Below are 24,940 nucleotides of genomic sequence, written 5' to 3'. Positions count from 1 at the left end.
GGCCCGCCCTCCTAGTTATCCAGGCAGGCGGGGCCCAGGAGGACCTTGAGATCTCCGAACAGTGACGGGCTGGGGTTCACCCGCATGTGGACCGGCAGCCCCATGACCTCCACCTTGGTGTCGCCCATCAACTTCAGCCGGACTTCCGAGTTTCCGCGATGTGTCCGGAGCACATCGCGGAGGTCGGTCACTACCGCTTCCGTCGCCTTGAACGTGGGGATGGTGATCACCACGGGCCCGTTCACGCTTTCGCTGAGGTCCGGCACGGAGAGCTCCATGCAGTTCAGCGTCACAGCTCCGTCATCACGCCGTTGCAAGCGTCCCTTGACCACCACGATCAGGTCTTCCGCCAGCACGGAGGCAATCGGGCCATAGACCTGCCCGAAGAACATGACCTCCATCGAGGCGCCCAGGTCCTCGATTTCCGCCCGGGCATAGGCATTGCCGCTGGCCTTCGCGATTCTTCGGCTCAACGAGGTGATCATCCCCGCAATGGTGACAATCGCGCCGTCGTGCGGTCCGTCCTCGGCGATGATCGACGTGATGGATTGTTCGGCATGCTGGCTGAGGACGCCCTCCAGCCCCTGGAGCGGATGGTCTGAGACGTAGAGGCCCAGCATGTCGCGCTCGAAGGAGAGCTTGTCCTTCTTCTCCCACTCCGGAAGATCCGGAATTTCGGTGGTCAGCGATGCTTCGGGTTCCTGATCCTCGAAGCCCGCGAAGAGGTCGAACTGGCCAATCGCTTCATTCCTCTTCAGGGTGATGACCGAGTCGATGGCCTCTTCGTGGATCATTGCCAGCGCGCGCCGGTGGTGGCCCAGGGAGTCGAACGCGCCGGCCTTGATCAGGGATTCAATGGTTCTCTTGTTGCAGACGACGGCGGGAACCTTGAGCAGGAAATCCTTAAACGAGGTGTACTTGCCTTCGGATGTCCTGGCCGCAACCATGGCATCCACCACGTTCACGCCAACGTTGCGGATGGCACCCATGCCGAAGCGGATGTCCGTTCCCACAGGCGTGAAGTTCAACGAGGACTCGTTGACATCCGGCGGCAGCACAGTAATGCCCATGCGGCGGCACTCATTGAGGTAGATGGCGGATTTGTCCTTGTCATCGCCCACCGACGTGAGCAGCGCCGCCATGTACTCGGGCGCGTAGTGCGCCTTCAGGTAGGCAGTCCAGTAGGAAATCACGCCATACGCAGCGGAGTGGGCCTTGTTGAAGGCATAGTCGGAGAACGGGAGCAGGATGTCCCAGAGCGTTTTCACGGCAGCCATGGAATAGCCGTTGTCCTGCATACCTTGCGAGAAGCCGGCGAACTGCTTGTCCAGCTCGGACTTCTTCTTCTTGCCCATTGCGCGGCGGAGGATATCGGCTTGGCCGAGTGAATAGCCGGCCAGCTTCTGCGCCACGGCCATAACCTGCTCCTGATACACGATCAGGCCGAAGGTGCCGCCGAGAATCTCCTTCAGGGGTTCTTCCAGCTCCGGGTGGATGGGAATGACCTCTTGGATCCCGTTCTTGCGCAGGGCATAGTCGGTGTGGGCGTTGGCGCCCATGGGACCCGGGCGGTACAGAGCCAGGACTGCGGAGATGTCTTCGAAGTTGTCAGGCTTCATCAGCTTGAGCAGGGACCGCATGGGTCCGCCGTCGAGCTGGAACACGCCCAGGGTGTCGCCCCGGGCCAGGAGTTCGTAGGAAGCGGCGTCGTCGAGCTCCAGGTTTTCCAGATCCAGGTCGACGCCACGGTTCATCTTGATGTTTTCGAGCGCATCCGAAATGATCGTCAGGTTTCGAAGGCCCAGGAAGTCCATCTTGATCAGCCCGAGGCCTTCAGATGTCGGATAGTCGAACTGCGTGATGACCTGGCCGTCCTGGAAACGGCGCATGATCGGAATGACGTCAATGATGGGGTCCGAGGACATGATCACGCCTGCTGCGTGCACGCCCCACTGGCGCTTCAGCCCCTCAATACCCAACGCCGTCTCGAAGACCTTCGCGGCCTCGGGATCGGTAGCGATGAGCTGCCTGAAGTCCCCCGCTTCGCTGTAGCGCTTCGACTCGGGGTTTTGGATATCCGCGAGTGGGATGTCCTTGGCCATGACTGCCGGCGGCAGGGCCTTGGTGAGTGTCTCGCCCATGCTGAACGGGTATCCAAGCACACGCGAGGAGTCCTTGAGCGCCTGCTTGGTCTTGATGGTCCCGTAGGTGACGATCATGGCCACTCGTTCGTCGCCGTACTTCTTGGTGACGTAATCGATCACTTCGGAGCGGCGGCGATCATCGAAGTCGACATCGAAGTCAGGCATGGAAACGCGGTCCGGATTGAGGAAGCGTTCGAAGATCAAGCCGTGCTGCAACGGGTCGAGGTCGGTGATTCGCATGGCGTAAGCCACCATGGAACCTGCACCTGAGCCACGGCCCGGGCCCACCCGGATGCCATTGTTCTTGGCCCAGTTGATGAAGTCGGCAACCACCAGGAAGTAACCGGGGAAACCCATGGAGGTGATGACGCCGAGCTCGTAGTCGGCCTGAGCGCGTACCTTGTCCGGTATGCCCTGGGGGTAGCGGTATTTGAGTCCGGCATCGACTTCCTTGACCAGCCAGGACGTCTCGTCCTCCCCGGGCGGGCAGGGGAAGCGCGGCATGTAGTTGGCACCGGTGTTGAACGATACTTCGCACCGCTCGGCGATGAGCAGGGTGTTGTCGCAGGCCTCGGGGTGGTCGCGGAACAATTCACGCATTTCCTGCGGCGACTTCAGGTAGTACCCGCTGCCGGAGAACGCGAACCTCGAACCGCCGTTGTCGTACGTCGGTTCCAGGAGGGTTGAACCCGATTGGATGGCCAGGAGGGCCTCGTGCGCCTTGGCGTCGTGCTCGTGCGTGTAGTGGAGGTCGTTAGTGGCTACAAGCGGAAGGTTCAGCTCCTTGGCCAGGCGCAGCAGGTCGCCAGTGACGCGGCGTTCGATGTCCAGGCCGTGGTCCATCAACTCGCAGAAGTAGTTCTCCGCGCCGAAGATGTCCCGGAACTCCGCGGCGGCCTCCACCGCCTCGCGGTAGAGCCCCAGTCGCAGCTTGGTCTGGACTTCCCCGGATGGGCAGCCGGTGGTGGCAATCAGGCCCTCGGAGTAGGTGTTGAGCAGTTCACGGTCCAGCCTCGGCCATTTGCCGAACACGGAGTCCAGGGAGGCAATCGAAGAGGCCCTGAAGAGGTTCCGCATGCCCACGTTGTTGTAGCTCAGCAGCGTCATGTGGGTATAGGAGCCACCACCGGAGACGTCATCTTTGCGCTGGCTTTCGTCGCCCCAGCGGACGCGTTCCTTGTCGCCGCGGGCCGTACCCGGGGTTACATATGCTTCAACACCAATGATGGGCTTGATGCCCTTGTCCGTGGCCTTGCGCCAGAAGTCGAACGCACCGAACAGGTAGCCATGGTCCGTGGTGGCCAGGGCGGGCATGCCCAGCCGTTCGGTTTCGTCAAACAACTCACCCAGCCTGGCGGCTCCATCCAGCATGGAGTATTCGGTGTGGGTGTGCAGGTGGACGAACGAATCATTGCTGGAAGTCACCACGACAGTCTACCGTCCCCGGTCCAACAGAACGTGGAGCCGGGGACTCTGAGGGCAATCTAGGCGGATCCGCTGGCCAGCAGGTCCAGTGCGTATTGGAGGTCTGCAGGATAGTCGCTGCGGACCTCTACCCACTCTCCCGTGCGGGGGTGGTTGAATCCCAGCTGGCGGGCGTGCAGCCATTGCCGGGTGAGGCCCAAGGTGGCGGCCAGGCGAGGGTCCGCGCCGTAGGTGAGATCACCGGCACAGGGATGCCGGAGAGCCGAGAAGTGGACGCGGATCTGGTGGGTACGTCCCGTTTCCAGGTGCACCTCAACCAACGTCGCCTTACCGAAGGCCTCCAGTACCTCGTAATGGGTGACCGACGGACGACCATCCTCAATGACAGCGAACCGCCAGTCGTGGCCGGGGTGCCGCCCAATGGGGGCATCGATGGTCCCTTCAAGTGGATCAGGGAGGCCCTGGACCACTGCATGGTAGACCTTGTCCACGGTGCGCTCCTTGAACGCCCGCTTCAGCACCGTGTAGGCATGCTCTGTTTTTGCCACCACCATGACACCGGATGTGCCGACGTCGAGCCGGTGCACGATCCCTGCACGCTCAGGAGCTCCGGACGTCGAGATCCTGTATCCCGCCCCGGCGAGGCCACCCACCACAGTGGGGCCCACCCATCCGGGAGACGGGTGGGCGGCGACTCCCACCGGCTTGTCGATGACAACGAATTCATCGTCATCCAGCAGGATTTTCAGGCCTTCCACAACTTCCTCCACGACTTCCAAAGGGTCAGGCCGTTCCGGAACGGTGACGTCCAGAACTGTGCCTGCTGCAAGCTTCGCCGATTTGCCAAGGGGCACGCCCCCGACAGTGACGTTGCCTTCGGCGATCAGCAGTGCCGCGGCAGACCGTGAGATGTCCAGCAATCTCGCCAACCCGGCGTCCGCACGTGCTCCAGCCAGGTCCTCGGGTACCACCACGGAGTCACTCACTGGCGGAGTCCCCTTTGGAACCGCCGGCCGGCTTGGCCTCACCGCTTGGCTTCGGCGTTTGGACATGGCGGGACCCGTCCATGCCAACGCCGCGGAGGGTAAGCAGGCAGATGATGGCCACCCCGGACACCACAGCCGAGTCGGCGATGTTGAAAATGGCAAAATTCGGCAACTGAATAAAGTCCACAACATGTCCCATGGCAAAGGACGGCTCACGGAACAAGCGGTCTGTCAGGTTACCCAATGCGCCGCCGAGCAGCAGACCCAGTGACAATCCCCACCAGGCCGAGCCCAGCCGGCGCAACTGGAAGAGGATCGCAATGGAAACAGCCGCCATGACGATCGTGAAAATCCATGTGACGTTCTCACCGATGGAGAACGCCGCCCCGGAGTTCCGGATGTAATACCAATGAAGCAACGGAGGCAGCACGGGTATCCGTTCGCCCTCGGTCATGGTGCTGGTTACCCAGAGCTTGGTGAGTTGGTCGAAGGCGTAGGCGAACACGGCGAAGCCGGCAAAAAGCCAGAGTACGGCCGGCCGCCGCTTTCGGCGTGAGCCGGGCTCCGGCTGTGAAGCGTCATCGGTGAAGTCGTCGGTCATTATGGCTTTCATTCGGTAAGCGTGGTGGCCTGCTGCGGTGGGTTAACAGCAAAAGCCGGTGGCCGAGGAGTCCTCAGCCACCGGCTTTTAGAATACTTGCTATACGTCTGCGGTTGCTTCGCCGACCTCAGGGGCAGCGACGGAACCACGGGCGTCGAGGTCACGCAGCTGGCCTTCGATGTAGGCCTTCAGGCGTGAGCGGTAGTCGCGCTCGAAGCCACGGAGCTGCTCAACCTTGCGTTCAAGGACGGAGCGCTGCTGCTCGAGGGCACCGAGGATCTTGCGGGACTTCTCCTGGGCGTCGTTGACGAGGCTGGAGGCCTCGATCTGCGCCTCGGCGATGATCTTTTCTTTCTGCTGCGCACCGTCGGAGACGTGCTTGTCGTGCATCTGCTGTGCCATGGCAAGCAGTCCTGCAGCCGACTCGGCAGAGGGGGTGAGGCTGTTGTTCGCAGCAGGAGCCTTGGCAGCGGCAGCAGCGGCCTGGTCGGCTTCCTTCTTCTTGGCAGCCTCAGCGGCAGCCTTGGCTTCAGCTTCTGCCTTGGCCTCGGCTTCCTTGTCGACCTTGACCGGAGCCGGCACCTTCTCGACGACCGGAGCCGCAGTGGTTGCAGCAGGCACAGCCGAACCGGCCTCGGCGAGCTTCTTGCGAAGCTCGTCATTCTCCTGGTTCAAGCGGCGAAGTTCCACCACGATCTCGTCGAGGAAGTCATCGACCTCGTCCTGGTCGTAGCCTTCGCGGAACTTGGTCGGCTGAAAGCGCTTGTTGACAACGTCTTCTGGCGTCAAAGCCATCTGGTCACCTCGTTGGTCTAGTTAGTCAGTAGGCCTTCCGGCCGTTCAAAACTACGGTACCTAAATATCATCTGGTTCCTCCAATTCAACACCATCGTGTTGAATTGGAGAGAATTTGCGGCCTGTGGACCATCGGTGGTCCGGGGTTCCGCGGTGCAGCTAGGCCAGGCTGCTGGTTACGGCCATCGCAATGCTGACCGCAATGATCAGGATCAAAAAGCCCAAATCCAGCGAAATTCCGCCCATTTGCAGGGGCGGAATCAGCCGCCGAAGCCTCCTCAAGGGCGGGTCGGTTACGGAGTACACCACATGGGCTGTAACCAACGCCACACCCCGGGGCCGCCATTGTCGGGCGAACATCTGCACCCACTCGAAGATGAGCCGGATGATCAGGGCAATGAAGAACAGCAACAACACTATGTAGATAAGGCCGAAAACAATGCCCACGAGTTAGCTCAGATCTCCCACTTGTTCCGGAATGCCGATCGGTCCATAGTATGCAACGCCGATCGGTCCTTACTATTGCAACACAGATGCCAGGCAGGTAGACCCGCCTGGCATCCTTGAAAGACTCTTGTCAGCTTTGGTTGAAGAAGCTGGCCTGCGTTTCGCTGGCCTTCTTGTCATCTCCGATGACCTCGACATACGACGGCGACAGCAGGAAGACCTTGTTGGTCACCCGCTCGATGCTGCCATGCAAGCCAAAGACCAGTCCTGCGGAGAAGTCCACAAGGCGCTTCGCGTCCGCTTCGCCCATGTCGGTCACGTTCATGATGACGGGGATGCCATCCCTGAAACTTTCACCGATGACTTTGGCGTCGTTGTACGAGCGGGGATGGACGGTGGTGATCTGCCTCAGGCCAGAGGCATCTTCGCGGCTGGACGCCGCACGCTTAATGGGTGTCACAGGTGCGCGGTATTCCTCTTCGGCGTCAACAGTGGGCATTTCACGGACAACTTCCCGGACGGGAGCAGGCGCACGGCGCTCTTCCCGTTCCTGTGCCTGGGGGCGTTCTTCGTCGGGGTGCGAGGCGGCTGCCTGCTCAGATTCGTAGTGTTCATCGCCGTCGGCGAGCCCAAGATAGATCATTGTCTTGCGCAGAGCGCCAGCCATGGTGCACTCCTATCGTTTCTGCAGTAGGCGGGCCGCCATGACTTGACACATCGGAACCCCGGCCCGTCATTCCAATACTTTGACGCTACCCCACGGCCGGACGGGAACCGAGAATATCGGAGCCAATTCTCAGGTGTGTCGCCCCGAACTTAATTGCGGCTTCCAGGTCCTGGCTCATGCCCGCGGACATGGCCGTCGCATCGGGGTGGATTGAGGTGAGGGCGGCCGAAATTCCTGCGAGCTTTTCGAAGGCCGCCTCGGGATCGGCACCCAAGGGTGCTACGGCCATCAGGCCGGAGAGCTGCAAGCCGCCGGCTGATTGGATCTTTTCGGCGAGAACCTCGACGTCGGCCGGGCCGGCACCGCCACGGTGAGCACCGGCGTCGTCCTCCAGGCTGACCTGGATGAAACAGTCGAGGTCCGCGCGGCCCGTACCATCCTGTTCGCGCGCCATGGCTTTGGCCAGCGCATCAACGAGTTGGACGCGGTCGATTGATTGGACGGACGACGCGTACTTGACAACCGACTTGGCCTTATTGCTTTGGAGCTGCCCGATAAAGTGCCATCGGACATCAACGCCAGCGAGCTCACTTGATTTGGCAGCGGCTTCCTGGTCACGGTTTTCGCCGACATCCGCGACTCCCAGGGATGCCAGGCGCCGGACGTCCGCGGCGGGATGGAACTTGGTGACCACGATCAACCGCGGCGGATCGGTCCGATGGGCGGCCGCGGTTGCCGTTTCGATCCTGCCCGCCACGGCGGCCAGTCGTTCCGCCAGTTCCGCGGTACGAGGATCGTTGTCAGAGCTAGTCATGCGTCCACACCAAACCTGCGAATCGACCGGTACGGTTGTCCCTCCGGTACGAGAAAAGATTGTCGTTTTCCAACGTGCACTCCCCCGAATACTCCACAGCCACGTTCGCCGCGGCCAATTGGGAGCGCACTCCGGCTGGAAGATCCAAGGCCGGGGTTCCCCATGACGTGGATGCCCACGCCGCGGGCACGTCAGCGGCCACGGTGGCCCGCAATTCTGCCGGCACTTCATAGCAGGAACCGCAGATTGACGGGCCCAGCCAAGCCCTGATGCTCGTAGCTCCCCGCCGGCGCATCTCCGCGACGGTTGCGGGGATAACGCCCGAGGCGACACCTGGACGCCCCGCGTGGGCTGCGGCAATGATGGGCTGGTTTCCGGAATCCGCACCCACCAGGACCACAGGCACGCAGTCTGCAACCATCACCGCCAAGGGTTGCGGTGCCGTGTGGGCGTAAGTCCCTCGGGAGACCATGGCATCCGCGGTGGGGCCCTGGCCAGGGACTTCGATGAACTCCACCGTGTTTCCGTGGACCTGATTCATGTACTGGAAGCGCCCGGCGCCCAAGCCAACGGCTTGGTCGAGGCGGGCCCGCCGGTCCAGGACCTCACCGGGGTCATCCCCGACGTGGAGGGCCAGGTTCCCGGCGTCCCTGTCCGTAAAGGCTACGGAGACGCCGGGCAGTACTTCATTACGCCACCAAAACACCAGGTACTGACTCTCCGGACGCGGCTTTACTTCAGGAAGTCGGGAACGTCGAGGTCATCCGAGCGGCTTCCGGTGAGATCCGGTTCCACCACGGCGGGAAGGTCGACGTCGAAACCTGAGTCTGCGGGCAGGGCGGCGGGACGCTGCTGGCCCCAGTTGCCCAATCCTGCGGCACCGATGCCGGCCGTCGCGTGCTGCGGTGCAGCTGCGCTGGAGGGAGCGCTGTTCGGAGCAGCGGGACGCTCGGCGGGGACGGGGTTCTGGGCCGGGCGCGACTGGTCCATCGAAGGAGAAGTTGCCTTGACGTCGTCGAAGCCTGCAGCAATGACAGTGACGCGGGCTTCGTCGCCCAGGGCGTCGTCAATGACGGCACCGAAGATGATGTTGGCCTCGGGGTGGGCCACTTCCTGGACCAGGCGGGCGGCCTCGTTGATTTCGAACAGGCCGAGGTCCGAGCCGCCCTGGATGGAGAGCAGGACGCCGTGGGCGCCGTCGATGGAAGCCTCCAGCAGCGGGGAAGCAATGGCCAGTTCCGCGGCCTTGACAGCACGGTCTTCGCCACGGGCGGAGCCGATACCCATGAGGGCTGAACCTGCGCCCTGCATCACGGACTTCACGTCGGCGAAGTCAAGGTTGATCAGGCCGGGCGTGGTGATGAGGTCGGTGATGCCCTGGACACCGGACAGCAGCACCTGGTCCGCGGAACGGAAGGCGTCCAGGACGGAGACGTTGCGATCGCTGATGGACAGGAGGCGATCGTTGGGGATCACGATCAGGGTGTCGACTTCATCGCGCAGAGCGTCGATGCCGGCCTCTGCGGAGCCCGCGCGACGACGGCCTTCGAACGTGAACGGCCTGGTCACCACGCCAATGGTCAGCGCACCCAGGGAGCGGGCGATGCGCGCGACGACAGGGGCGCCACCGGTTCCGGTACCGCCGCCTTCGCCAGCGGTGACGAAGACCATGTCCGCACCCCGGAGAACTTCTTCGATCTCGTCGGCGTGGTCTTCTGCGGCCTGCTTGCCGACCTCAGGGTTTGCTCCGGCGCCGAGGCCACGGGTGAGTTCGCGTCCGACGTCAAGCTTGACGTCGGCGTCGCTCATGAGCAGCGCCTGCGCGTCGGTGTTGATGGCGATGAACTCGACGCCCCGAAGGCCCACCTCGATCATGCGGTTGACTGCGTTCACGCCACCGCCGCCGATGCCGACGACCTTGATGACGGCCAAGTAATTCTGCGGTGCTGCCACGTTTCGTGCCCCTTGCTTGTGTCCTATAGCGAAACTGATCGAGTCCAACTTGAATACTTGGACCTTAACCCTCTAGTTGAAGGTTATAGTTATGTCAAGTAACTCTACAGCGACGGTATTTCCTCTGGTTCCCACATGCAATGACCGCTTGCGCGTGTCGTGTCATTGCCGTGAAATAAGGCTGCCGCCGGCGCGAGTCTACTTTCCCTGTGCTGCTCTATTTGGTGAACGGATGCCGCGGGACACTGACGTCGTAAACGCTCACGGGTACCTTCGGGTCCGCAGGCATCTTCAGCAGCGCTTCAAGTGCCTTCGCCTTCAGTTCCCTGTCCTCGGCATTGCCCCACACTACCGTCTTTCCGTCCACGAGTTTTAGTTCAACCGCATCCGGGGACGCTGCGGATGCTGTGGACATGCGGGCCAGGACGTCGGGAGGCAGTGTGTCCAAAACGGCGGCTATCGCCTTGAACAACTCCGTGTTGGTTGCGCCGGCGCCAGCGTCGATCAAGGGCAAAGCCACAGCGGCCTGGTCCTTGGTGGCACCCAGCTGCACGCCGTCGACGTCGACCATCACATAGCTGTCACCCTGTTTCAACAAGGCCACAGGTACCCGTTCGTTGACGTGCACCAACAACTCCGACGGCGGCCGCGCCTCGATGGTGGCCGACCGGACCTGGATCAACGGCTTCAGGAGCTCGTTGACTTCCTTCTCGTTGACTTGTGGAAGCGGTTTGCCGTCCAGGCCTGACAGCGCTTTTTGGACGGCATCAGGTGTCAGGAGCGTGGTGCCGTCCACGGTGATGGTCCGAACGGCAAGGGCCGGGGAAAAGACCGCCGCCGCCATGAGCACGGCAACGAAGGCCACGACAAGCGAGACCGTCCACAGCACGATTCTTCGCTTGCGTTTCCCCTTTGGCTCCGGAAACGCAATGACGTTATCCGACGTTTTTTCTTCAGGCTCGACGGACCGTTGGGCGCTGATGACACCGCCCGGGCCCTCGCTGCGCGGACCGCCGGCCTTGCCCACGGGCGAGTCCGCCCCGGGCCTGAACGTCGGTTTGCGGGTGCTAGCCACCCAGGGCTCCAACGATCGCTGGCCCGTAAGCCGTGACGTCGCCCGCCCCTACCGTCAGGACCACGTCGCCCTCAGCTGCCGCAGCAACCACTGCTTCCACGGCCTCGTTGGCCCCCACAAGGCGGCCGTTGGTCAAATGATCGGCGATCAATGCGCTGGTGACGCCCGGAACAGGGTCTTCGCGGGCTGGATAGATATCCAGGACCAGGGCAGTGTCAGCCGCGGCCAGTGCCTCTGCGAACTCGGTGGCGAATTCACGCGTCCGGGAAAACAGGTGCGGCTGGAAGAGGACGTGAACTCTGCTGCCACCGGCTACGGAACGCGCGGCCGACAGGGCAGCGCGGACTTCCGTGGGGTGGTGGGCGTAGTCGTCGTAGACCCGCACTCCCCTGCCTTCTCCCTTGAGTTCGAACCTTCGCGAGGCTCCGGTGAAATGCCCCAGTGCCGCTGCCGCTGCTTCGGGGGCCACACCAAGTTCGACGGCGACCGCGAACGCGGCTGCCGCGTTCAGCGCGTTGTGCCGCCCCGGTACCTGAAGGTCCAGCGAGTGGGTATCGGCGCCAACCGCTACCGTCACGGCACCCGGACCGTCGTCGTGAAGCCTGATGTCGGCGTCGTCCGCTGTTCCATATGTGAGAACGCGGGTGGCCCCCTTCGCGGTTGTGCGTTCCGCCAGGGCGCGGGCACCGGCGTCATCAGCGCAAGCCAGCAGCACTCCATCGGCCGGCAGGAGCGCGGCAAAATTGTCGAAGGAAGCGAACACGGCCTCGGGCGTGCCGTAATGGTCCAGATGGTCGGCTTCGACGTTGGTGACAACAGCAATGAGGGGGCGGTAATTCAGGAAGGAGCCATCCGACTCGTCGGCCTCCGCCACGAAGATATCCGAGGCTCCATGGGCGGCATTGACACCCAGGGCCGGGACATTGGCGCCAATGGCGAAAGAGGGGTCAAGCCCCGCTTCCTTGAGCAGGACCGCGATCATGGAGGTGGTGGTGGACTTGCCATGCGTGCCGGCCACCGTGACCACGCGGTGCCCGGCCATGGTGGCTGCCAACGCCTCGGACCGGTGCAGGACAGGCAGTCCCGCAGCCCTCGCGGCGGCCAGTTCAGGGTTATCCGCGCGGATTGCCGAACCGGCCACGATGGTTTGGGCATCGCCCAGGTTCCCGGCGTCATAGCCCACTGCAATACGGGCACCCGCCGCGGCGAGGTCATGCATGACGGGCAGGTCCTTGGCGTCCGTGCCGCTGACGGGCACACCCCGCGCCACCATGATCCGGGCCACGGCGGACATACCCACGCCGCCGATGCCAATGAAGTGGACACGGCCGAGGGACTCGAGGGGGGCGATGCTGTTGGTCATGCGGATACCGCTTCCAAGACAAGATCAGCCATGCGCTGATCGGCGTTTCTGATACCAAGGGCCTCGGACTTGCGGGCCATGTCGCTGAGCCGTGCTGGGTCCGACAGAAGCGGAATGAGTTCCGTTTCCAGCCACGCCGGACTCAGGTCTTTGTCGTCAACCAAGAGGGCTCCCCCGGCGTCCACCAAGGGAGCAGCATTCAAGGCCTGCTCTCCGTTCCCGATGGGCAAGGGCACGAACACCGCAGGAACTCCCACGGCAGCCACTTCGCTGACCGTCCCGGCGCCCGCGCGGGCCAACAGGACATCGGCAGCGGCATAGACGTTCTCCATCCCGTCGACGTACTCCACTTGCCGGTAGCCGGGAGCGGCGAGGAGACCGCCGTCGTCGTCCAATACCGACTTGCCGTTGCCGGTGATGTGCAATGTCTGGATCCCGGCCGCAGCCAGTGCCGGCAAGGAGGCGGCGATGGAACGGTTGATGCTCTGGGCGCCGGATGACCCACCGGTGACAATCAGCGTCGGTTGCACCGGGTCCAAACCCAACGACGCCTTGGCCGCAGGAGCTGCCGCGGCCCGGTTGAGTCCGGAGATGGCACGACGCATGGGCATGCCTACGTGCCGTGCGCCCCGGAGGCGGGTCCCGGAGAAGGCGACAGCCACATATTCGGTGAACCTCGCGCCCACCTTGTTGGCCAAGCCGGCCTTCATGTTGGCCTCGTGGATGACTATGGGGATCCCCAGTTTCCGGGCTGCCAGATACATGGGTGTGCAAACGTAGCCGCCCACTCCCACCAGGACATCCGCGTCCGCATCAGTCAGGATTCGCCGGGCCTGCTTGATCGCGGCACCCATGCGCCCGGGAAGCCTCAGCAGGTCGGCGGAAGGTCGCCGCGGAAACGGGACCCGGTCGATCGTTGACAGCTCGTAGCCGGCGGCCGGCACGAGCCGGGTTTCCATGCCCGACGGCGTACCGACAGTCATGATGGCGGCGTCGGGTCGCCTGTCCCTCAAGGCATCAGCGATAGCCAGCAGGGGGCTGATGTGCCCTGCCGTTCCGCCGCCGGCCAGGACAACGGACAGGGGCTTGCGGGCAGTAAGGGATTCAGGAGTCATGAAGTGCTAAGTACGCTTTCGTGCGGTTTTCGGAGAACGGCGCGGGAGGAAACGGGGCCGCTGCTGCGGCGGCAACTGGCTTCGGGCCAAGGACAAGACTACGCCCACGCCACATAGGGACATCACCAGCGCAGAACCACCGTACGAGATGAACGGCAGTGGAACCCCGACGACGGGAAGCAGCTGGGTGACGACCGCCATGTTCATGCTTGCCTGGCCCAGGAGCCACACCATGATGCCGCCAGCGAGCGTGCGCTGGAACGGGTCCGTCTGCCGGACCACGACGCGGAAGATGGCGATGCCAAGGATCGCGAAAAGGACCAGGACCACAATGGTGCCCACCAGGCCCAGTTCCTCGCCGATGATGGCGAAGATGAAGTCATTGTGTGCTTCGGGAAGCCAGTTGTACTTCTGCCGGCTTTGTCCGAGGCCCAGACCGGTCCAACTTCCCTGTGCCAGGCCGTACATGCCGTTGGTGGATTGGAAGTCGAAATCGAAATCGGCCTTGCAGGAGGCGGAGGCAGTACCAAGCCAGGAGGTGATACGACAGATCCGGTTCGCGCTGCTGACGGTCCCCAGGATGGCGCCCGCGACCCCGACTGCGCCGGCGAGGGCAAGCATCTTGCCGGGAACGCCGGCGAAGAAGAGCCCCGCCGCCGTGATGGCGGCAATAACAATCACCGTTCCGAGGTCGTTTCCGAGCATCACCAGGGCGATCACCAGCCCTGCGCCTGGAACGACTGGAATGATGACGTGCCACCAACGATGCAGGAGCTTCTGCTTGCGGGCCAGCACGGCGGCGATCCAGACACAGAGGACCAATTTGGCCGTCTCGGAGGGTTGGAGCGTCACGCCGCCGATGTCGATCCAGTTCTTATTGCCGTTGACGCTGTTGCCCATGACCTGGACGAGCGCGAGGAGAACCACCACAGCGCCAAGTGCCCACCATGACAACCGTTTCATCCAGTTCACGTTGGTTCGCGAGATGACGTACATGGCCAAAGCACCCAGGACTCCGAACATGGCCTGCTTCAGGGCATCGGCGTAGGGTGACTTGCCTTCGGAAATTGCCTCGACACTGGAAGCGGAGAGGACCATCATGACACCGATGGCCGTCAGTGCCAGGGCGCAACCGAGGATCAGGTAATAGGTGGAGCTGTTCGGAGCCCTGTCCTTGCCCTCGAGGCTGTCCCAAAAGTTGCGCAGGAGCCGGCGGAGCCCGGAAGGCTTCTTCGCCGACGCGGGCGACGCCTCGGGTTTCCCGTCCCGTGGCGCTTTGCCGCGGGTGCGGGTGGGCGTGCTGACCATTGTTACTCCTCGGTGGTCGGTGCCTGCCCTTCCACAAGCTCGCGAACTGCTTGGACGAAAGCGTCGCCACGGTGAGCGTAGGAAGAGAACTGATCCATGGATGCTGCCGCCGGTGCCATGAGCACGGTGTCGCCTGGCGCTGCAACAGTGGCAGCAGCAGCGACGGCTTGGGCCATGACAGCCTCGCCGTAGATAGGCGACGCGGCATTACCGGCTGCGGTCTCCACCCTTTCAGTGTCGCCCTTGGGCTGCACGATCACGGGGACATCCGCTGCGTGTCGCTGCAGGGAGCCTTCCAGTGCTTCAGTATCGGTACCTATCAGCACCACTGCCTTCAGGCGGCGGGCATGCTCTTTGACCAGGTCGTCATAGTTGACGCCCTTGGAGAGGCCACCGGCAATCCACACGACGTTCTGGAAGGCCGAAAGTGCCGCGGAGGCAGCGTGCGGATTGGTGGCCTTTGAATCGTTGATCCAGAGGATGTCGTTGTGTTTGGCCACCAACTGGATGCGGTGGGCGCCCGGCAGGTAGTTGGCCAGGCCCTGCTTCACTGCTGCCGGCTCAACCCCGTACGCGCGGACCAGCGCGGCGGCGGCCAAGGCGTTGGCCACCATGTGGCGCGGAGCCACCGGACCGAGATCGGACATGGCGGCGAGCTCGGCGGCGGAGTCCTTGCGTTCGGCAATGAAGGCACGGTCCACCAAGAGACCATCCACCACGCCCAGCATGCTGATCGACGGGGTGTTGGTGGTGAACCCGATGGCACGGCAGCCTTCTACGACGTCCGCATTCTCCACCATCCGCTCGGTTTCGATCTGCTCCGCGTTGTAGACGGCAGCTTTCTGGGTGTTCTCGTACACTTTGGCCTTATCAGCGAGGTACGAGGCATACGAACCATGCCAGTCCACGTGGTCTTCGGCCACGTTGAGGCAAACGCTCGCCACCGGTGACAGTGAGTGGCTCCAGTGCAGCTGAAAACTGGAGAGCTCGACCGCGAAGGCATCGTAGTCCACGGGATCCCGGAGGGCATCGAGGATCGGGGTGCCTACGTTGCCGACGGCGATGGCCTTCAGCCCGGCTGCTTGAAGCATGGATTCCGTCATGCCAACAGTGGTCGTTTTGCCGTTGGTGCCGGTGATGGCGAGCCAATCGGCTGTTTTGTGTCCCGCCCGGACGCGCAGGCGCCAGGCAAGCTCAACATCGCCCCACACGGCAATGTGCTTGCGCTTGGCCGCGGCCAGGAGGGCCTGGTCCGGCCGCCAGCCAGGCGATGTCACAACAAGCTCGGGAAGTTCGCCGTCGATCAGGGGAAGGGTGTTGACCGCTTCCTCGCCCAACAGCACGTCGACGGCACCCACGATTTTCAGGGTGTCGGCCTGGGCTTTTGCACGGCTTGTCGTGGCAGCATCAACCACCACCACTTTCGCGCCGAGCTCGATCAGGGTGTCGGCGGCTGAGAAGCCTGACACGCCAATCCCCGTGACCACTACGCGCAGGCCGCTCCAGTCGGCGTCCCAGCTGGTGAGTCCGTCCAGCCTGTCAGCGACTGAATCTTCGGCGGACGCGATTGATTCCGGGCTTTCATTCACAGCAGTACCACCCATTCAGCGTAAAAAACTCCCAAGCCTGCGGCCACGAAGAGCCCGGCAAGGATCCAGAACCGGACCACTACCGTCACTTCGGCCCAGCCCTTCAATTCAAAGTGGTGTTGCAGGGGCGCCATCTTGAAGACACGCTTGCCACCGCTGAGCTTGAAGAAGCCCACCTGGATGATCACGGACAAGGTGATCAGCACGAAGAGGCCGCCGATGAGGGCCAGCAGGAGCTCGGTACGGGAGAGAATGGCGAAGGCTGCAACGGCTCCGCCAATGGCCAGGGAGCCGGTGTCTCCCATGAAGATCTTTGCCGGTGACGTGTTCCACCAGAGGAAACCCACCAGGGCCGCGCTGAGAATGGCAGCCAGCAGGGCCAGGTCCATGGGGTCGCGAACCTGGTAACAGCCGCTTCCTGCCTCGCGCGGGGATCCACAAGCCTGGTTGCTTTGCCAGATTCCCATGATGGTGTAGGCGCCAAAGACCATGATGGATGCGCCCGCCGCCAGACCGTCGAGTCCGTCGGTGAGGTTCACGCCGTTGGTGGCAGCGGTGATGATCAGGTTGGACCAGAGCACGAACAGGATGGCGCCAACCACGGTGCCACCGAAGGCAAGGTCAAGCCAGGGAATGTCCCGCACGAGGGAGATCTGGGTCGAGGCTGGGCGGAGCCCGTTTTCGTTGGGGAACTGCAGGACCAGGATCGCGAAGATGATGCCGACGGCTGCCTGCAGGATCAGCTTGGCCCGGGCATTGAGGCCCAGGCTCCGCTTGTTGGAAATCTTGATGTAGTCATCGAGGAAGCCCACAAAGCCCATGCCGACCATAAGGAACAGCAGAAGCAGCCCGGAGGCGGATGGTCCCGGAGAGCGGGGATTCATCATCCACATGACCAGGTGGGTAGCAAAGTAACTGATGAGGACAGCAGCCACCACCACGGTCCCGCCCATAGTGGGTGTGCCGCGCTTGGTGTGGTGCGATGTCGGTCCGTCGTCGCGGATGAACTGGCCGTAGCTCTTGGCCACAAGGAACTTGATGAACAAGGGCGTCCCGATGAGGGCGACCAGGAGGGCGACGCCGGCGCCGATCAAAAGTGCAATCACAGCAGCTCGTTCCCTTCGCTTGCGGAAGCTTCGTCCGCGGTGTCTCCGGTGGGCTCGGCCCGTGGAGGTAATGCTATCCGATCACCCAAATGCCGCAGGCCCACCCCATTGGAGGACTTGAAGAGGACCAGGTCACCGGGTTTCAACTCGTTGCGCAGGAGCTCGTAGGCCTCCTCCACGGTTTCGGTGAATGAGCACTCGTCCCCCCAGGACCCTTCCTGGATCGCGGAGACGTAGAGGGCCCGGGCTTCCCGACCCACTACGACAAGCCTGGAAATGTTCAGGCGCACCACCTGGGTGCCCACGGCCGTATGCTCACGGATGGAGTCCTCCCCCAGCTCGAGCATGGCGCCCAGGACAGCCCAGGTTCTCCTGCCCTGTCCAAGGTCGGCGAGCGTCCGCAGGGCCGCGCGCATGGATTCGGGGTTGGCGTTATACGCGTCGTTGATGATGGTGACGCCGTCTTCGCGCTCTGTCCGTTCCATGCGCCAGCGGCTGGCCGCGGACTGCGAGCTGAGCGAGGAAGCGATGTCAGCGGCCGGAATTCCGGCCGCGAAAGCTGCGGCGGCTGCCGCCAACAGGTTGGTCACGTGATGGCCACCGATCAGCCGGCTGCGCACCTGAACGGCGGGGCCGCCGTCGGGAAGTATGAGGTCGAAGTCCGGGTAGCCCTGGTCATTGACAACCACGTTCCTGGCCTCCACCTCTTCGGTGGTGGCCGGTGAGGCAGTGAAACCCAGGACCTTGGCTTTCGTCCGTGAGCGCATGGCGGCGACGCGGCCGTCGTCGAGATTGATCACCGCGGTGCCATTCTCGCTGAGGGCCTCCACCATCTCGCCCTTGGCTTTGGCAATGTTTTCCACGCCGCCGAATTCACCAGCGTGAGCAGTGCCGACCACCAGGACAACGCCAATGTCAGGCTTGACCATGTCTGCCAAATACTTGATGTGGCCAATACCGGTGGCGCCCATTTCGATGACCAGGAAGCGGGTGTTCTCATCAGCGGAGAAGACGGTCAGCGGTACGCCGACCTCGCCGTTGTAGGAACCCTGTGGCGCAACTGTAGGTCCCGCAGTGGACAGCACGCCCGCCAAGAGGTCCTTGGTGGTGGTCTTGCCCGCGGACCCGGTGATGCCGATGACCGTGGTTTCCTCGCCGCGCTGCTGCCTCGCTGCGCGAATCCGGCGGACGGCTTCGGCCGCCAACGCGCCCATCGCAAGGACCGCGTCCTCAACCACGACGGCGGGAATCGGGTTTCCGTCCGGACCGGCGACTTCGTGTTCGGCAAGGACAAGGACGGCGCCGCGTTCGAAGGCAGCATCGACGAAGTCGTGGCCATCGGCGTGCTCGCCGGGCTTGGCAACGTACAGCGAACCCGGGGTTGCCTCCCGTGAATCAGTGACGACGGAGGTGGGCACGATGTCCGGAGCTCCGGTCAAGCGGCCATGGGTGATGTCGGCGATTTCCGCCGCAGTAAGTGCAATCATCTCGGTTTAGGACTCTATCCGCTGGTCTGTTGAAACGCTGAATCCCTTGGATGTCAAGGCGGCGCGCAACTCCACCCTGTCGTCCAGCGCCAGGTTCACTCCCTTGACTTCCTGCCAGACCTCGTGGCCGCGGCCGGCGATAAGGATCGTGTCTTCCGCTGTTGCCTCGTCGACGGCCAACCGGATGGCAGCATCCCTTGGGTAGGACTCGATGATTTCGCACGCCAAGCCCTCGGCGTCACGTGCCGCCACGGCGCCCTGCATGACGTCGGCGCGGATTGCCGCCGCATCTTCGTCGTGGGGATCGTCATCGCTGACAATCACGACATCGGCCAGGCGCGCCGCGATGGCGCCCATGGTCGGCCTCTTACCTTGGTCCCGCTGGCCTGTGGCACCGAAGACCACGATCACGCGCGATCCCTCCTTGGGCGAGCGAACCGCTTCCAAGGCACGGGCAAGGGCATCAGGATTGTGGGCAAAATCAACAACGGAGGCAGGTGCGGTGGAGACGAGCTGCATGCGGCCGGGAACGTCCACGGTGAAAGGATCGTGGGAGTCCAGGGCAGACTGAAGCTCCTTCACGTCGACGCCAGACTCCAGGACCATGATGGTGGCCAGTGCGGCGTTGGCCACATTGAAGCCGCCGGGCAGGCCGGTGTGGACGCGCAGGGCACGTCCGTCGGTGTGCCTGAGTTCGAATTCCGAGCCGAGTCCGCGTGCGGTGCTGGACGCAACGCTCCAGTCGGCGTCGGCGCCCTTGGCCGAGAGAGTGGTCACCGGAACATCGGCGGTATCGGCCAGCTTGCGTCCCCAGGCATCGTCAACCGTGACCACGGCGCGTCGGGCCCTGCCGCTGGTGAACAACTCAGCCTTGGTGCGGAAGTACTCTTCCATGCTTCCGTGCAGGTCCAAATGGTCCTGGGTGAGGTTGGTGAAGCCAGCTACTTCGAACATCACTCCGTCTACCCGGTGGTAGGCGATGGCATGCGATGAAACTTCCATGGAGGCGGCATCGAGCCCGCGTTCGCGCATCAGTGCAAGCAGCGCATGGACGTCCGTGGATTCGGGCGTGGTCAGGAGACTGGGGATAGGCTCTGCGCCGGCGACGATCTCGATGGTGCCGATAAGCCCGGGCTTCTTCCCGAGGGCACGCAACAGCGAATTAATGAAGTAGGTGGTGGTGGTTTTCCCGTTGGTGCCGGTGACACCGTACAAGGAGGGGAAACCACCCTCGGCGGGCTGGCTACGGTAAATCAGTGCAGCCAGGCGTCCGACGACGGTACGCGGCTGGTCGACGACCAGTACGGGCACTGGCTGCTCACCGGCCAGGGCAAGCTGGCGTGCCCCGGCGTCGTCCGTCACCACAGCGACGGCGCCGCCGTCGATCGCCTGCGCCACGAAGTCGGCGCCGTGCCGCGAGGCACCCGGCAAGGCAACGTACAGGTCCCCGGCCTCGACGGTCTTCGAATTGAGGGAAATACCGGTCACGCCGGCCTCACGGCTGGCGTCCGGGGCCGCAAGCCCGAGCGACTCAGCAATGGTGGCCAAGGACACCGCAGCAACGGACCCGGGCCGGAAGCCCGATCTGCCGGAATCCGGGGTGCTGGCTTGGACATCTGCCTGATTGTGCTCTGACACGTGGTTCTCCGTTGGTGCTCGTGGAACGACCGGCCGGGGGCCAGCGGCGCCCGGGCCGTTAGTGGTGGATCGATATTTGGCCGAAACAGACGCCCAAAAAGCTTACTTGACGAACTGGGGCAGCCGCGCGGGGGTGCCCGTTGACGGCGGCACGTTGTACGTCCGGAGGACCTGTGCCATAACGGAACGGAACACCGGCCCGTTGGTGATGCCATAGATGCTTCCCTTGGGGCGCTGGAGCACCACTTCCACGATGAAACGGGGATCCTCCATGGGAGCCATACCCACCATTGAGGCCGTGTAACCATCGAAGCCGGGCAAACCGTCCTCACGGGGCGCCTGGGACGTTCCCGTCTTGGCACCGACGCGGTAACCGTCGATGGCCGCATCTTTGATCTGGCCCTCGGTCACGGCACTTTCCAGGATGTCCTGAACCTGTTTCGCCGTCTCTTTGGAAACGACCTGGCGGGGGTCCTTGGCGGGAACCTTGTGCTCTTCCCCGCCGGGGGCAATGTAGCTGTCAATGAGCCTGGGCTGGAGCATGACGCCGTTGTTGGCGATGCTCTGGTATGCACGGACGGTCTGCAGCGTCGATTGCGACACGCCCTGCCCAAAGAGCACTGTGTACTGCTGGCGGTCATCCCACTGCTCCGGCTTGGCGAGGATGCCGGTTGCCTCGGCAGGGAGGCCGATGTCGGTCTGCTCCCCCACGCCGAACTTCTTGAGCCAGTCATAACGCTGCTCTTTGGTCAGGCGGCTGCCTGCCATCACGGTTCCGGTATTCATGGACCAGCCCAGGATGCCGGCCAATGTCCGCTCCTCGGTGCCGTGCTCGAACGCGTCAGTGAAGGTCTGGCCATCGATGGTGTACGACGGCGGGATAGTGAAATGGTCCAGCGGGTTGGACTTGCCCTCTTCGATGACAGCCGCGGCGGTGATCATCTTCTCCACAGAACCCGGCTCGTAGGCGGCTGTCACCGAGCGGACGCCGCGGTCCTTGGCATCGACCTTGCCCGGATCATTCGGATCGGGTGCGTTGGTGTCGGCCAATGCGATGAGGTTTCCGGTCTTGGTGTCCATGACGATGATCACGCCCCACTCGGCGCTGAGCTTGTCGACCTGGTTCTGAATCGCTTGCTGGGCAAAATACTGGATGTCGGTGTTGAGGGTCAGTTTGACGTCGCTGCCGTCCACGGCAGGGGTCAGCTCGTCCGTTGCCACCGGAATCCGGAGGCCATCTGCACCAATTTCAAAGACGCGCTTTCCCTCGGTGCCACGCAGCACATCATCCTGTGTCTGCTCGATGCCGGCCTGACCGCTGGTGCCGTCCTGCAGGAACCCTATGACTCCGCCGGCCACGCTGCCATTGGGATAAACCCGCTTGCTGACACCTTCGGCCACGATTCCAGGAATCAGGAGTTTGGAAATCCGGTCTTCGAGCTCCGGTTTGACGTCCTTGGCCACCACCGCATACTTCTTGTCGCCGGTCAGGGCGTCACGGACTTTGCCCTCGTCGGCTCCCAGCAGGGCAGCCAGTTCGGAGATTCCCTGGTCCCGGGTGACGACGTCGAGTTCTTCGGTCTTCTCGTTATAGCGCTTGAACGAAGCCGTGTTGGTGTTCTGGACCTGGTCCACCACGATGTTGTAGCGAATCACGCTGCTGGCCAGGACCGTGCCTTTGGAATCCACAATCTTGCCCCGTTCGGCGGGCAATACCTGGGGTGTCAGCCGGCTCGCAAGGGCGGCTTCGGCCATTCCGCCCACGTCAAGTCCCTGCACCATGAACAGCTTGCCGCCCACTACAAGCAACAGCGTCAGCATGATGCCAAGGCCAACACGCAGCCGCTTCCTTGCCGCCGGCGTCTTCGGTTTTTTCGATGTGCCGGGGTTCTGCGCCACGTGGATTCCTTGCTGCTGGCCTTAATTCAATGGACTGATGGACTACTGCCCTGGTGCCTTCTGCTGCGGAGCAGGTACCGATCCCCCGTGCAGTTCCACCGGCGGGGTTGCTGCTGTCCCAGCCGCCGGAGCGGCAGGCGTGGGAGCCGGAGCGGCCGGTGTTACTGGCTTGAGGTTCTCCAGCGGGTCCTTGGTAGTCACCGACGGAACAACATCAAGCATTCCTGCCACAGCGGGAGGAGCGAGCTGCGCACCGGGTTTGTCCCCCTTAACCGCAGGAGTCGCCTTTCCCGTAACTGTCATGGTGTCCACATCGATCTGGCCTTTCGCCGTGGACGGTACCATTCCCAATTCTGCAGCCTTCGCGGCCAGATTCTGCGGAGCCTCGTAGTTCTGCTTCTTCTGTGTCAGATCCTGGTTCTCCTTGTTAAGGGACGCGGCTTCCGCTTTGAGCTGCACCAGTTGATACTGCGCTGTGGACACTGAAATGTTGAGCACCAGGACGGTCAGCAGTGCAGCTGCCATGGCCACGAAGCACAGCACGACGAAGGGCGTCCTCCGCTTTCCAGGCGCACTGCGGACCAACGAGAGCGGCGTACGGGCCTTCCTCGGCGCGTCCGGCTTTCCCGCAGGAACCGGCAAGGCGCGTGCCGTGTTGCCCACTACGGAGGGCGATGTCTTCGCTGCGGCGCTGCTCATGCGTCTCTCCTTGGTTTGATACGCTCCACTGCCCTGAGGCGGGCAGATGCCGCACGGGGGTTTTCAGCGATTTCTGCTGCTGTGGGCACTTCCGTGCCCTTGGTGATGGTCTTGAGTTCGGGTTTATGCTCTTCGAGCTCAACCGGGAAGCCGAGTGGTGCGGAGGACTTCGATCCGGACTGGAAGACAGATTTGACGATCTTGTCCTCCAGGGAGTGGTAGGACATCACCACGATCCGTCCGCCCATGGCCGTGGAAGCAACGGCGGCCGGCACCGCTCTCTCCAGGACGTCGAGTTCTTCGTTGACTTCGATCCTCAGGGCCTGGAACGTTCGCTTCGCGGGGTGTCCCCCACTTTTGGCAGCGGCGGCGGGTACTACGCTGCGTATTTGCTCCACCAGTTCCCCAGTTGTGGCAAAGGGTTTTTCGGCCCGGGCGCTGACGATCCTGTTGGCGATCCGGCCGGCAAACTTTTCCTCACCCCATTTGCGGATAATGCGCACCAGCTCGTCTTCGCTGTAGTTGTTCACCACATCTGCTGCTGTCTGGCCACGGCTGGTGTCCATCCGCATGTCCAGCGGAGCGTCGTAGGAGTAGGCGAAACCGCGTTCACGCTCGTCCAGCTGCAGGGAGGAAACCCCCAGGTCCATGAGGATGCCGTGCACCTCCGGAATGCCGAGATCGGCGAGAACGTCCTCGATCTCGTCGTAGACGGCGTGGACAAGGTCTGTCCTGTTCGAGAACGGTTCCAAGCGGGCCCCGGCGAGGGAGAGGGCCTCTTCGTCGCGATCGATGCCAACAAGGTGAAGATCGGGAAAGCGCTGGAGCATCGCCTCGGAGTGGCCACCCATGCCCAGCGTGGCGTCGATGGCAACCGGCGTCCTGCCCAGCTTCCTCGCGGCTTCGAAGCCAGGGGCCAGCAGGTTGATGCAGCGGTCTTTCAGGACGGGCACGTGGCGCTCCGATGTGGGCTTTGCCGCGTCCTGCTCTTCCACGCTGCCTCCTCTTTCCTTAGTGCTTGCACGCTGATTCTTGAATCGGATCCCCATCCGCGCCTATTGTCCTGCCGGCCTGGCTCAGGGGAAGTTGAGCCAGGAAGACTGTCCAATGGGCGGCTGGAGATCCCATCCAAGAAGCGGGATCCCTGCTCACTCAGCCCGGTTAGAAGAACCCGGGCAGATTGTCGTCATCCGTTTCCGAGAAGGCTGCTTCCTTCTCGTTGAGGTACTCATTCCAAGCTTCTGCATCCCAGATCTCCGCTCGGGTACCGGCACCAATCACTGCCAGTTCCCGACCGAGGCCGGCATACGTCCGGAGCGCCGGCGGAATCGTCACGCGCCCCTGCTTGTCTGGTACTTCGTCCGAGGCCCCAGACAGAAAAACCCTGATGTAGTCGCGAGCCTGCTTGGAGGACAGTGGTGCCTCCCGCATCGACTCGTGAATGCGCTCGAATTCCTTCTGGCTGAAGACGTAGATGCAGCGCTCCTGGCCCCTGGTGAGGACCAGTCCCTCGGCAAGCTCCTCACGGAACTTGGCGGGAAGAATGATTCGGCCCTTTTCGTCGAGACGCGGTGAGTGAGTGCCCAAGAACACTGGCCCCACCGCCCCTCAGTCAAGGTGCCCGCACATGCCCAACACTGCCACTACCCTCTTATGTTCTCCACTTTACTCCACAACGCCCCACAGTCAACGCACGTTTGGACGTTTCTCCACCACTTTGAAATTCGAGCGGCCACTAAACCCGCGGATTTCGGGGAAGGGAGCACAGTGGAGGGCTGCGGGAGGCCCGTCCCGGGCCGCGGTAGCCCGGGGGCACGCACGGGCGCCCC

General features: G+C 63.0%; 21 protein-coding genes. All 21 read right to left on the bottom strand.

Annotation, left to right across the window (positions count from 1 at the left end; genetic code table 11):
- Positions 1 to 11: 11 nt before the first annotated feature.
- Positions 12 to 3,569, bottom strand: coding sequence for a DNA polymerase III subunit alpha (dnaE, locus tag LRQ04_RS12300; protein ID WP_235520445.1), 3,558 nt, complete (start codon positions 3,567 to 3,569; stop codon positions 12 to 14).
- Between the two features lie 59 nt (positions 3,570 to 3,628).
- Positions 3,629 to 4,555 (bottom strand): RluA family pseudouridine synthase, encoded by a 927-nt coding sequence (locus LRQ04_RS12295; RefSeq protein WP_235520444.1) that lies wholly within the window; start codon positions 4,553 to 4,555, stop codon positions 3,629 to 3,631.
- Positions 4,548 to 5,156 carry a signal peptidase II gene (gene lspA / locus LRQ04_RS12290; protein ID WP_235520546.1) on the bottom strand — a complete coding sequence of 203 codons (609 nt, stop codon included), beginning with the start codon at positions 5,154 to 5,156 and terminating at the stop codon, positions 4,548 to 4,550. Before lspA ends, LRQ04_RS12295 begins: the two co-directional genes overlap by 8 nt.
- Positions 5,157 to 5,255: 99 nt before the next feature.
- Positions 5,256 to 5,951: a DivIVA domain-containing protein gene (locus tag LRQ04_RS12285; protein ID WP_235520443.1), complete on the bottom strand. Its 696-nt coding sequence runs from the start codon at positions 5,949 to 5,951 to the stop codon at positions 5,256 to 5,258.
- A gap of 159 nt (positions 5,952 to 6,110) precedes the next feature.
- On the bottom strand, positions 6,111 to 6,398 hold the full coding sequence (locus LRQ04_RS12280; RefSeq protein WP_235520442.1) for a YggT family protein: 288 nt from the start codon (positions 6,396 to 6,398) through the stop codon (positions 6,111 to 6,113).
- A 130-nt stretch (positions 6,399 to 6,528) separates the two neighbouring features.
- Positions 6,529 to 7,065, bottom strand: coding sequence for a cell division protein SepF (locus LRQ04_RS12275; RefSeq protein ID WP_235520441.1), 537 nt, complete (start codon positions 7,063 to 7,065; stop codon positions 6,529 to 6,531).
- 85 nt (positions 7,066 to 7,150) lie between these two features.
- Positions 7,151 to 7,879: a YggS family pyridoxal phosphate-dependent enzyme gene (locus LRQ04_RS12270; RefSeq protein WP_235520440.1), complete on the bottom strand. Its 729-nt coding sequence runs from the start codon at positions 7,877 to 7,879 to the stop codon at positions 7,151 to 7,153.
- Positions 7,872 to 8,585 (bottom strand): polyphenol oxidase family protein, encoded by a 714-nt coding sequence (locus LRQ04_RS12265; protein WP_235520439.1) that lies wholly within the window; start codon positions 8,583 to 8,585, stop codon positions 7,872 to 7,874. The genes LRQ04_RS12270 and LRQ04_RS12265 overlap by 8 nt, the downstream gene beginning before the upstream one ends.
- Positions 8,586 to 8,611: 26 nt before the next feature.
- The gene (ftsZ, locus tag LRQ04_RS12260) at positions 8,612 to 9,832 is read right to left on the bottom strand and encodes a cell division protein FtsZ (protein WP_235520438.1); all 1,221 of its coding nucleotides are present in this window, start codon (positions 9,830 to 9,832) and stop codon (positions 8,612 to 8,614) included.
- 217 nt (positions 9,833 to 10,049) lie between these two features.
- Positions 10,050 to 10,907 (bottom strand): FtsQ-type POTRA domain-containing protein, encoded by an 858-nt coding sequence (locus tag LRQ04_RS12255; protein WP_235520437.1) that lies wholly within the window; start codon positions 10,905 to 10,907, stop codon positions 10,050 to 10,052.
- Entirely contained in the window at positions 10,900 to 12,270 is a 1,371-nt protein-coding gene (murC, locus tag LRQ04_RS12250) for a UDP-N-acetylmuramate--L-alanine ligase (RefSeq protein ID WP_235520436.1), read from the bottom strand. The genes LRQ04_RS12255 and murC overlap by 8 nt, the downstream gene beginning before the upstream one ends.
- Positions 12,267 to 13,385, bottom strand: coding sequence for an undecaprenyldiphospho-muramoylpentapeptide beta-N-acetylglucosaminyltransferase (murG, locus tag LRQ04_RS12245; protein WP_235520435.1), 1,119 nt, complete (start codon positions 13,383 to 13,385; stop codon positions 12,267 to 12,269). Before murG ends, murC begins: the two co-directional genes overlap by 4 nt.
- A 6-nt stretch (positions 13,386 to 13,391) precedes the next feature.
- On the bottom strand, positions 13,392 to 14,693 hold the full coding sequence (gene ftsW / locus LRQ04_RS12240) for a putative lipid II flippase FtsW (protein ID WP_235520434.1): 1,302 nt from the start codon (positions 14,691 to 14,693) through the stop codon (positions 13,392 to 13,394).
- 2 nt (positions 14,694 to 14,695) lie between these two features.
- Positions 14,696 to 16,297 (bottom strand): UDP-N-acetylmuramoyl-L-alanine--D-glutamate ligase, encoded by a 1,602-nt coding sequence (murD, locus tag LRQ04_RS12235; RefSeq protein WP_235520433.1) that lies wholly within the window; start codon positions 16,295 to 16,297, stop codon positions 14,696 to 14,698.
- Positions 16,279 to 17,388: a phospho-N-acetylmuramoyl-pentapeptide-transferase gene (gene mraY / locus LRQ04_RS12230; RefSeq protein ID WP_235520432.1), complete on the bottom strand. Its 1,110-nt coding sequence runs from the start codon at positions 17,386 to 17,388 to the stop codon at positions 16,279 to 16,281. The genes murD and mraY overlap by 19 nt, the downstream gene beginning before the upstream one ends.
- Entirely contained in the window at positions 17,385 to 18,875 is a 1,491-nt protein-coding gene (gene murF, locus LRQ04_RS12225) for a UDP-N-acetylmuramoyl-tripeptide--D-alanyl-D-alanine ligase (protein ID WP_235520431.1), read from the bottom strand. The genes mraY and murF overlap by 4 nt, the downstream gene beginning before the upstream one ends.
- Positions 18,876 to 18,881: 6 nt before the next feature.
- Positions 18,882 to 20,513: a UDP-N-acetylmuramoyl-L-alanyl-D-glutamate--2,6-diaminopimelate ligase gene (locus LRQ04_RS12220; protein ID WP_235520430.1), complete on the bottom strand. Its 1,632-nt coding sequence runs from the start codon at positions 20,511 to 20,513 to the stop codon at positions 18,882 to 18,884.
- A 102-nt stretch (positions 20,514 to 20,615) separates the two neighbouring features.
- Positions 20,616 to 22,412, bottom strand: a complete 1,797-nt coding sequence (locus LRQ04_RS12215; RefSeq protein ID WP_235520429.1) for a penicillin-binding protein 2 — start codon at positions 22,410 to 22,412, stop codon at positions 20,616 to 20,618.
- A gap of 42 nt (positions 22,413 to 22,454) precedes the next feature.
- Positions 22,455 to 23,111 (bottom strand): hypothetical protein, encoded by a 657-nt coding sequence (locus LRQ04_RS12210; protein WP_235520428.1) that lies wholly within the window; start codon positions 23,109 to 23,111, stop codon positions 22,455 to 22,457.
- Complete coding sequence (gene rsmH, locus LRQ04_RS12205; RefSeq protein ID WP_235520427.1) at positions 23,108 to 24,106, bottom strand: 16S rRNA (cytosine(1402)-N(4))-methyltransferase RsmH; 999 nt, start codon at positions 24,104 to 24,106, stop codon at positions 23,108 to 23,110. Before rsmH ends, LRQ04_RS12210 begins: the two co-directional genes overlap by 4 nt.
- Positions 24,107 to 24,272: 166 nt before the next feature.
- A complete protein-coding gene (gene mraZ / locus LRQ04_RS12200; protein WP_211711325.1) occupies positions 24,273 to 24,704 on the bottom strand; it encodes a division/cell wall cluster transcriptional repressor MraZ in 432 nt (143 codons plus the stop codon).
- Between the last annotated feature and the right edge of the window lie 236 nt (positions 24,705 to 24,940).

This window comes from Paenarthrobacter sp. AR 02 (genome assembly GCF_021538675.1).
Classification (GTDB): domain Bacteria; phylum Actinomycetota; class Actinomycetes; order Actinomycetales; family Micrococcaceae; genus Arthrobacter.
Note: the sequence above shows the minus strand (reverse complement) of the source record. Positions and strands in the feature narration are given on the sequence as shown.

Bases quoted from the DNA above. Each gene is read 5' to 3' on its own strand.
- lspA (WP_235520546.1), bottom strand. From the start codon at position 5,156: ATGACCGACGACTTCACCGATGACGCTTCACAGCCGGAGCCCGGCTCA.
- LRQ04_RS12285 (WP_235520443.1), bottom strand. From the start codon at position 5,951: ATGGCTTTGACGCCAGAAGACGTTGTCAACAAGCGCTTTCAGCCGACC.
- LRQ04_RS12275 (WP_235520441.1), bottom strand. From the start codon at position 7,065: ATGGCTGGCGCTCTGCGCAAGACAATGATCTATCTTGGGCTCGCCGAC.
- LRQ04_RS12270 (WP_235520440.1), bottom strand. From the start codon at position 7,879: ATGACTAGCTCTGACAACGATCCTCGTACCGCGGAACTGGCGGAACGA.
- murC (WP_235520436.1), bottom strand. From the start codon at position 12,270: ATGACCAACAGCATCGCCCCCCTCGAGTCCCTCGGCCGTGTCCACTTC.
- murG (WP_235520435.1), bottom strand. From the start codon at position 13,385: ATGACTCCTGAATCCCTTACTGCCCGCAAGCCCCTGTCCGTTGTCCTG.
- ftsW (WP_235520434.1), bottom strand. From the start codon at position 14,693: ATGGTCAGCACGCCCACCCGCACCCGCGGCAAAGCGCCACGGGACGGG.
- murD (WP_235520433.1), bottom strand. From the start codon at position 16,297: ATGGGTGGTACTGCTGTGAATGAAAGCCCGGAATCAATCGCGTCCGCC.
- murF (WP_235520431.1), bottom strand. From the start codon at position 18,875: ATGATTGCACTTACTGCGGCGGAAATCGCCGACATCACCCATGGCCGC.
- LRQ04_RS12210 (WP_235520428.1), bottom strand. From the start codon at position 23,111: ATGAGCAGCGCCGCAGCGAAGACATCGCCCTCCGTAGTGGGCAACACG.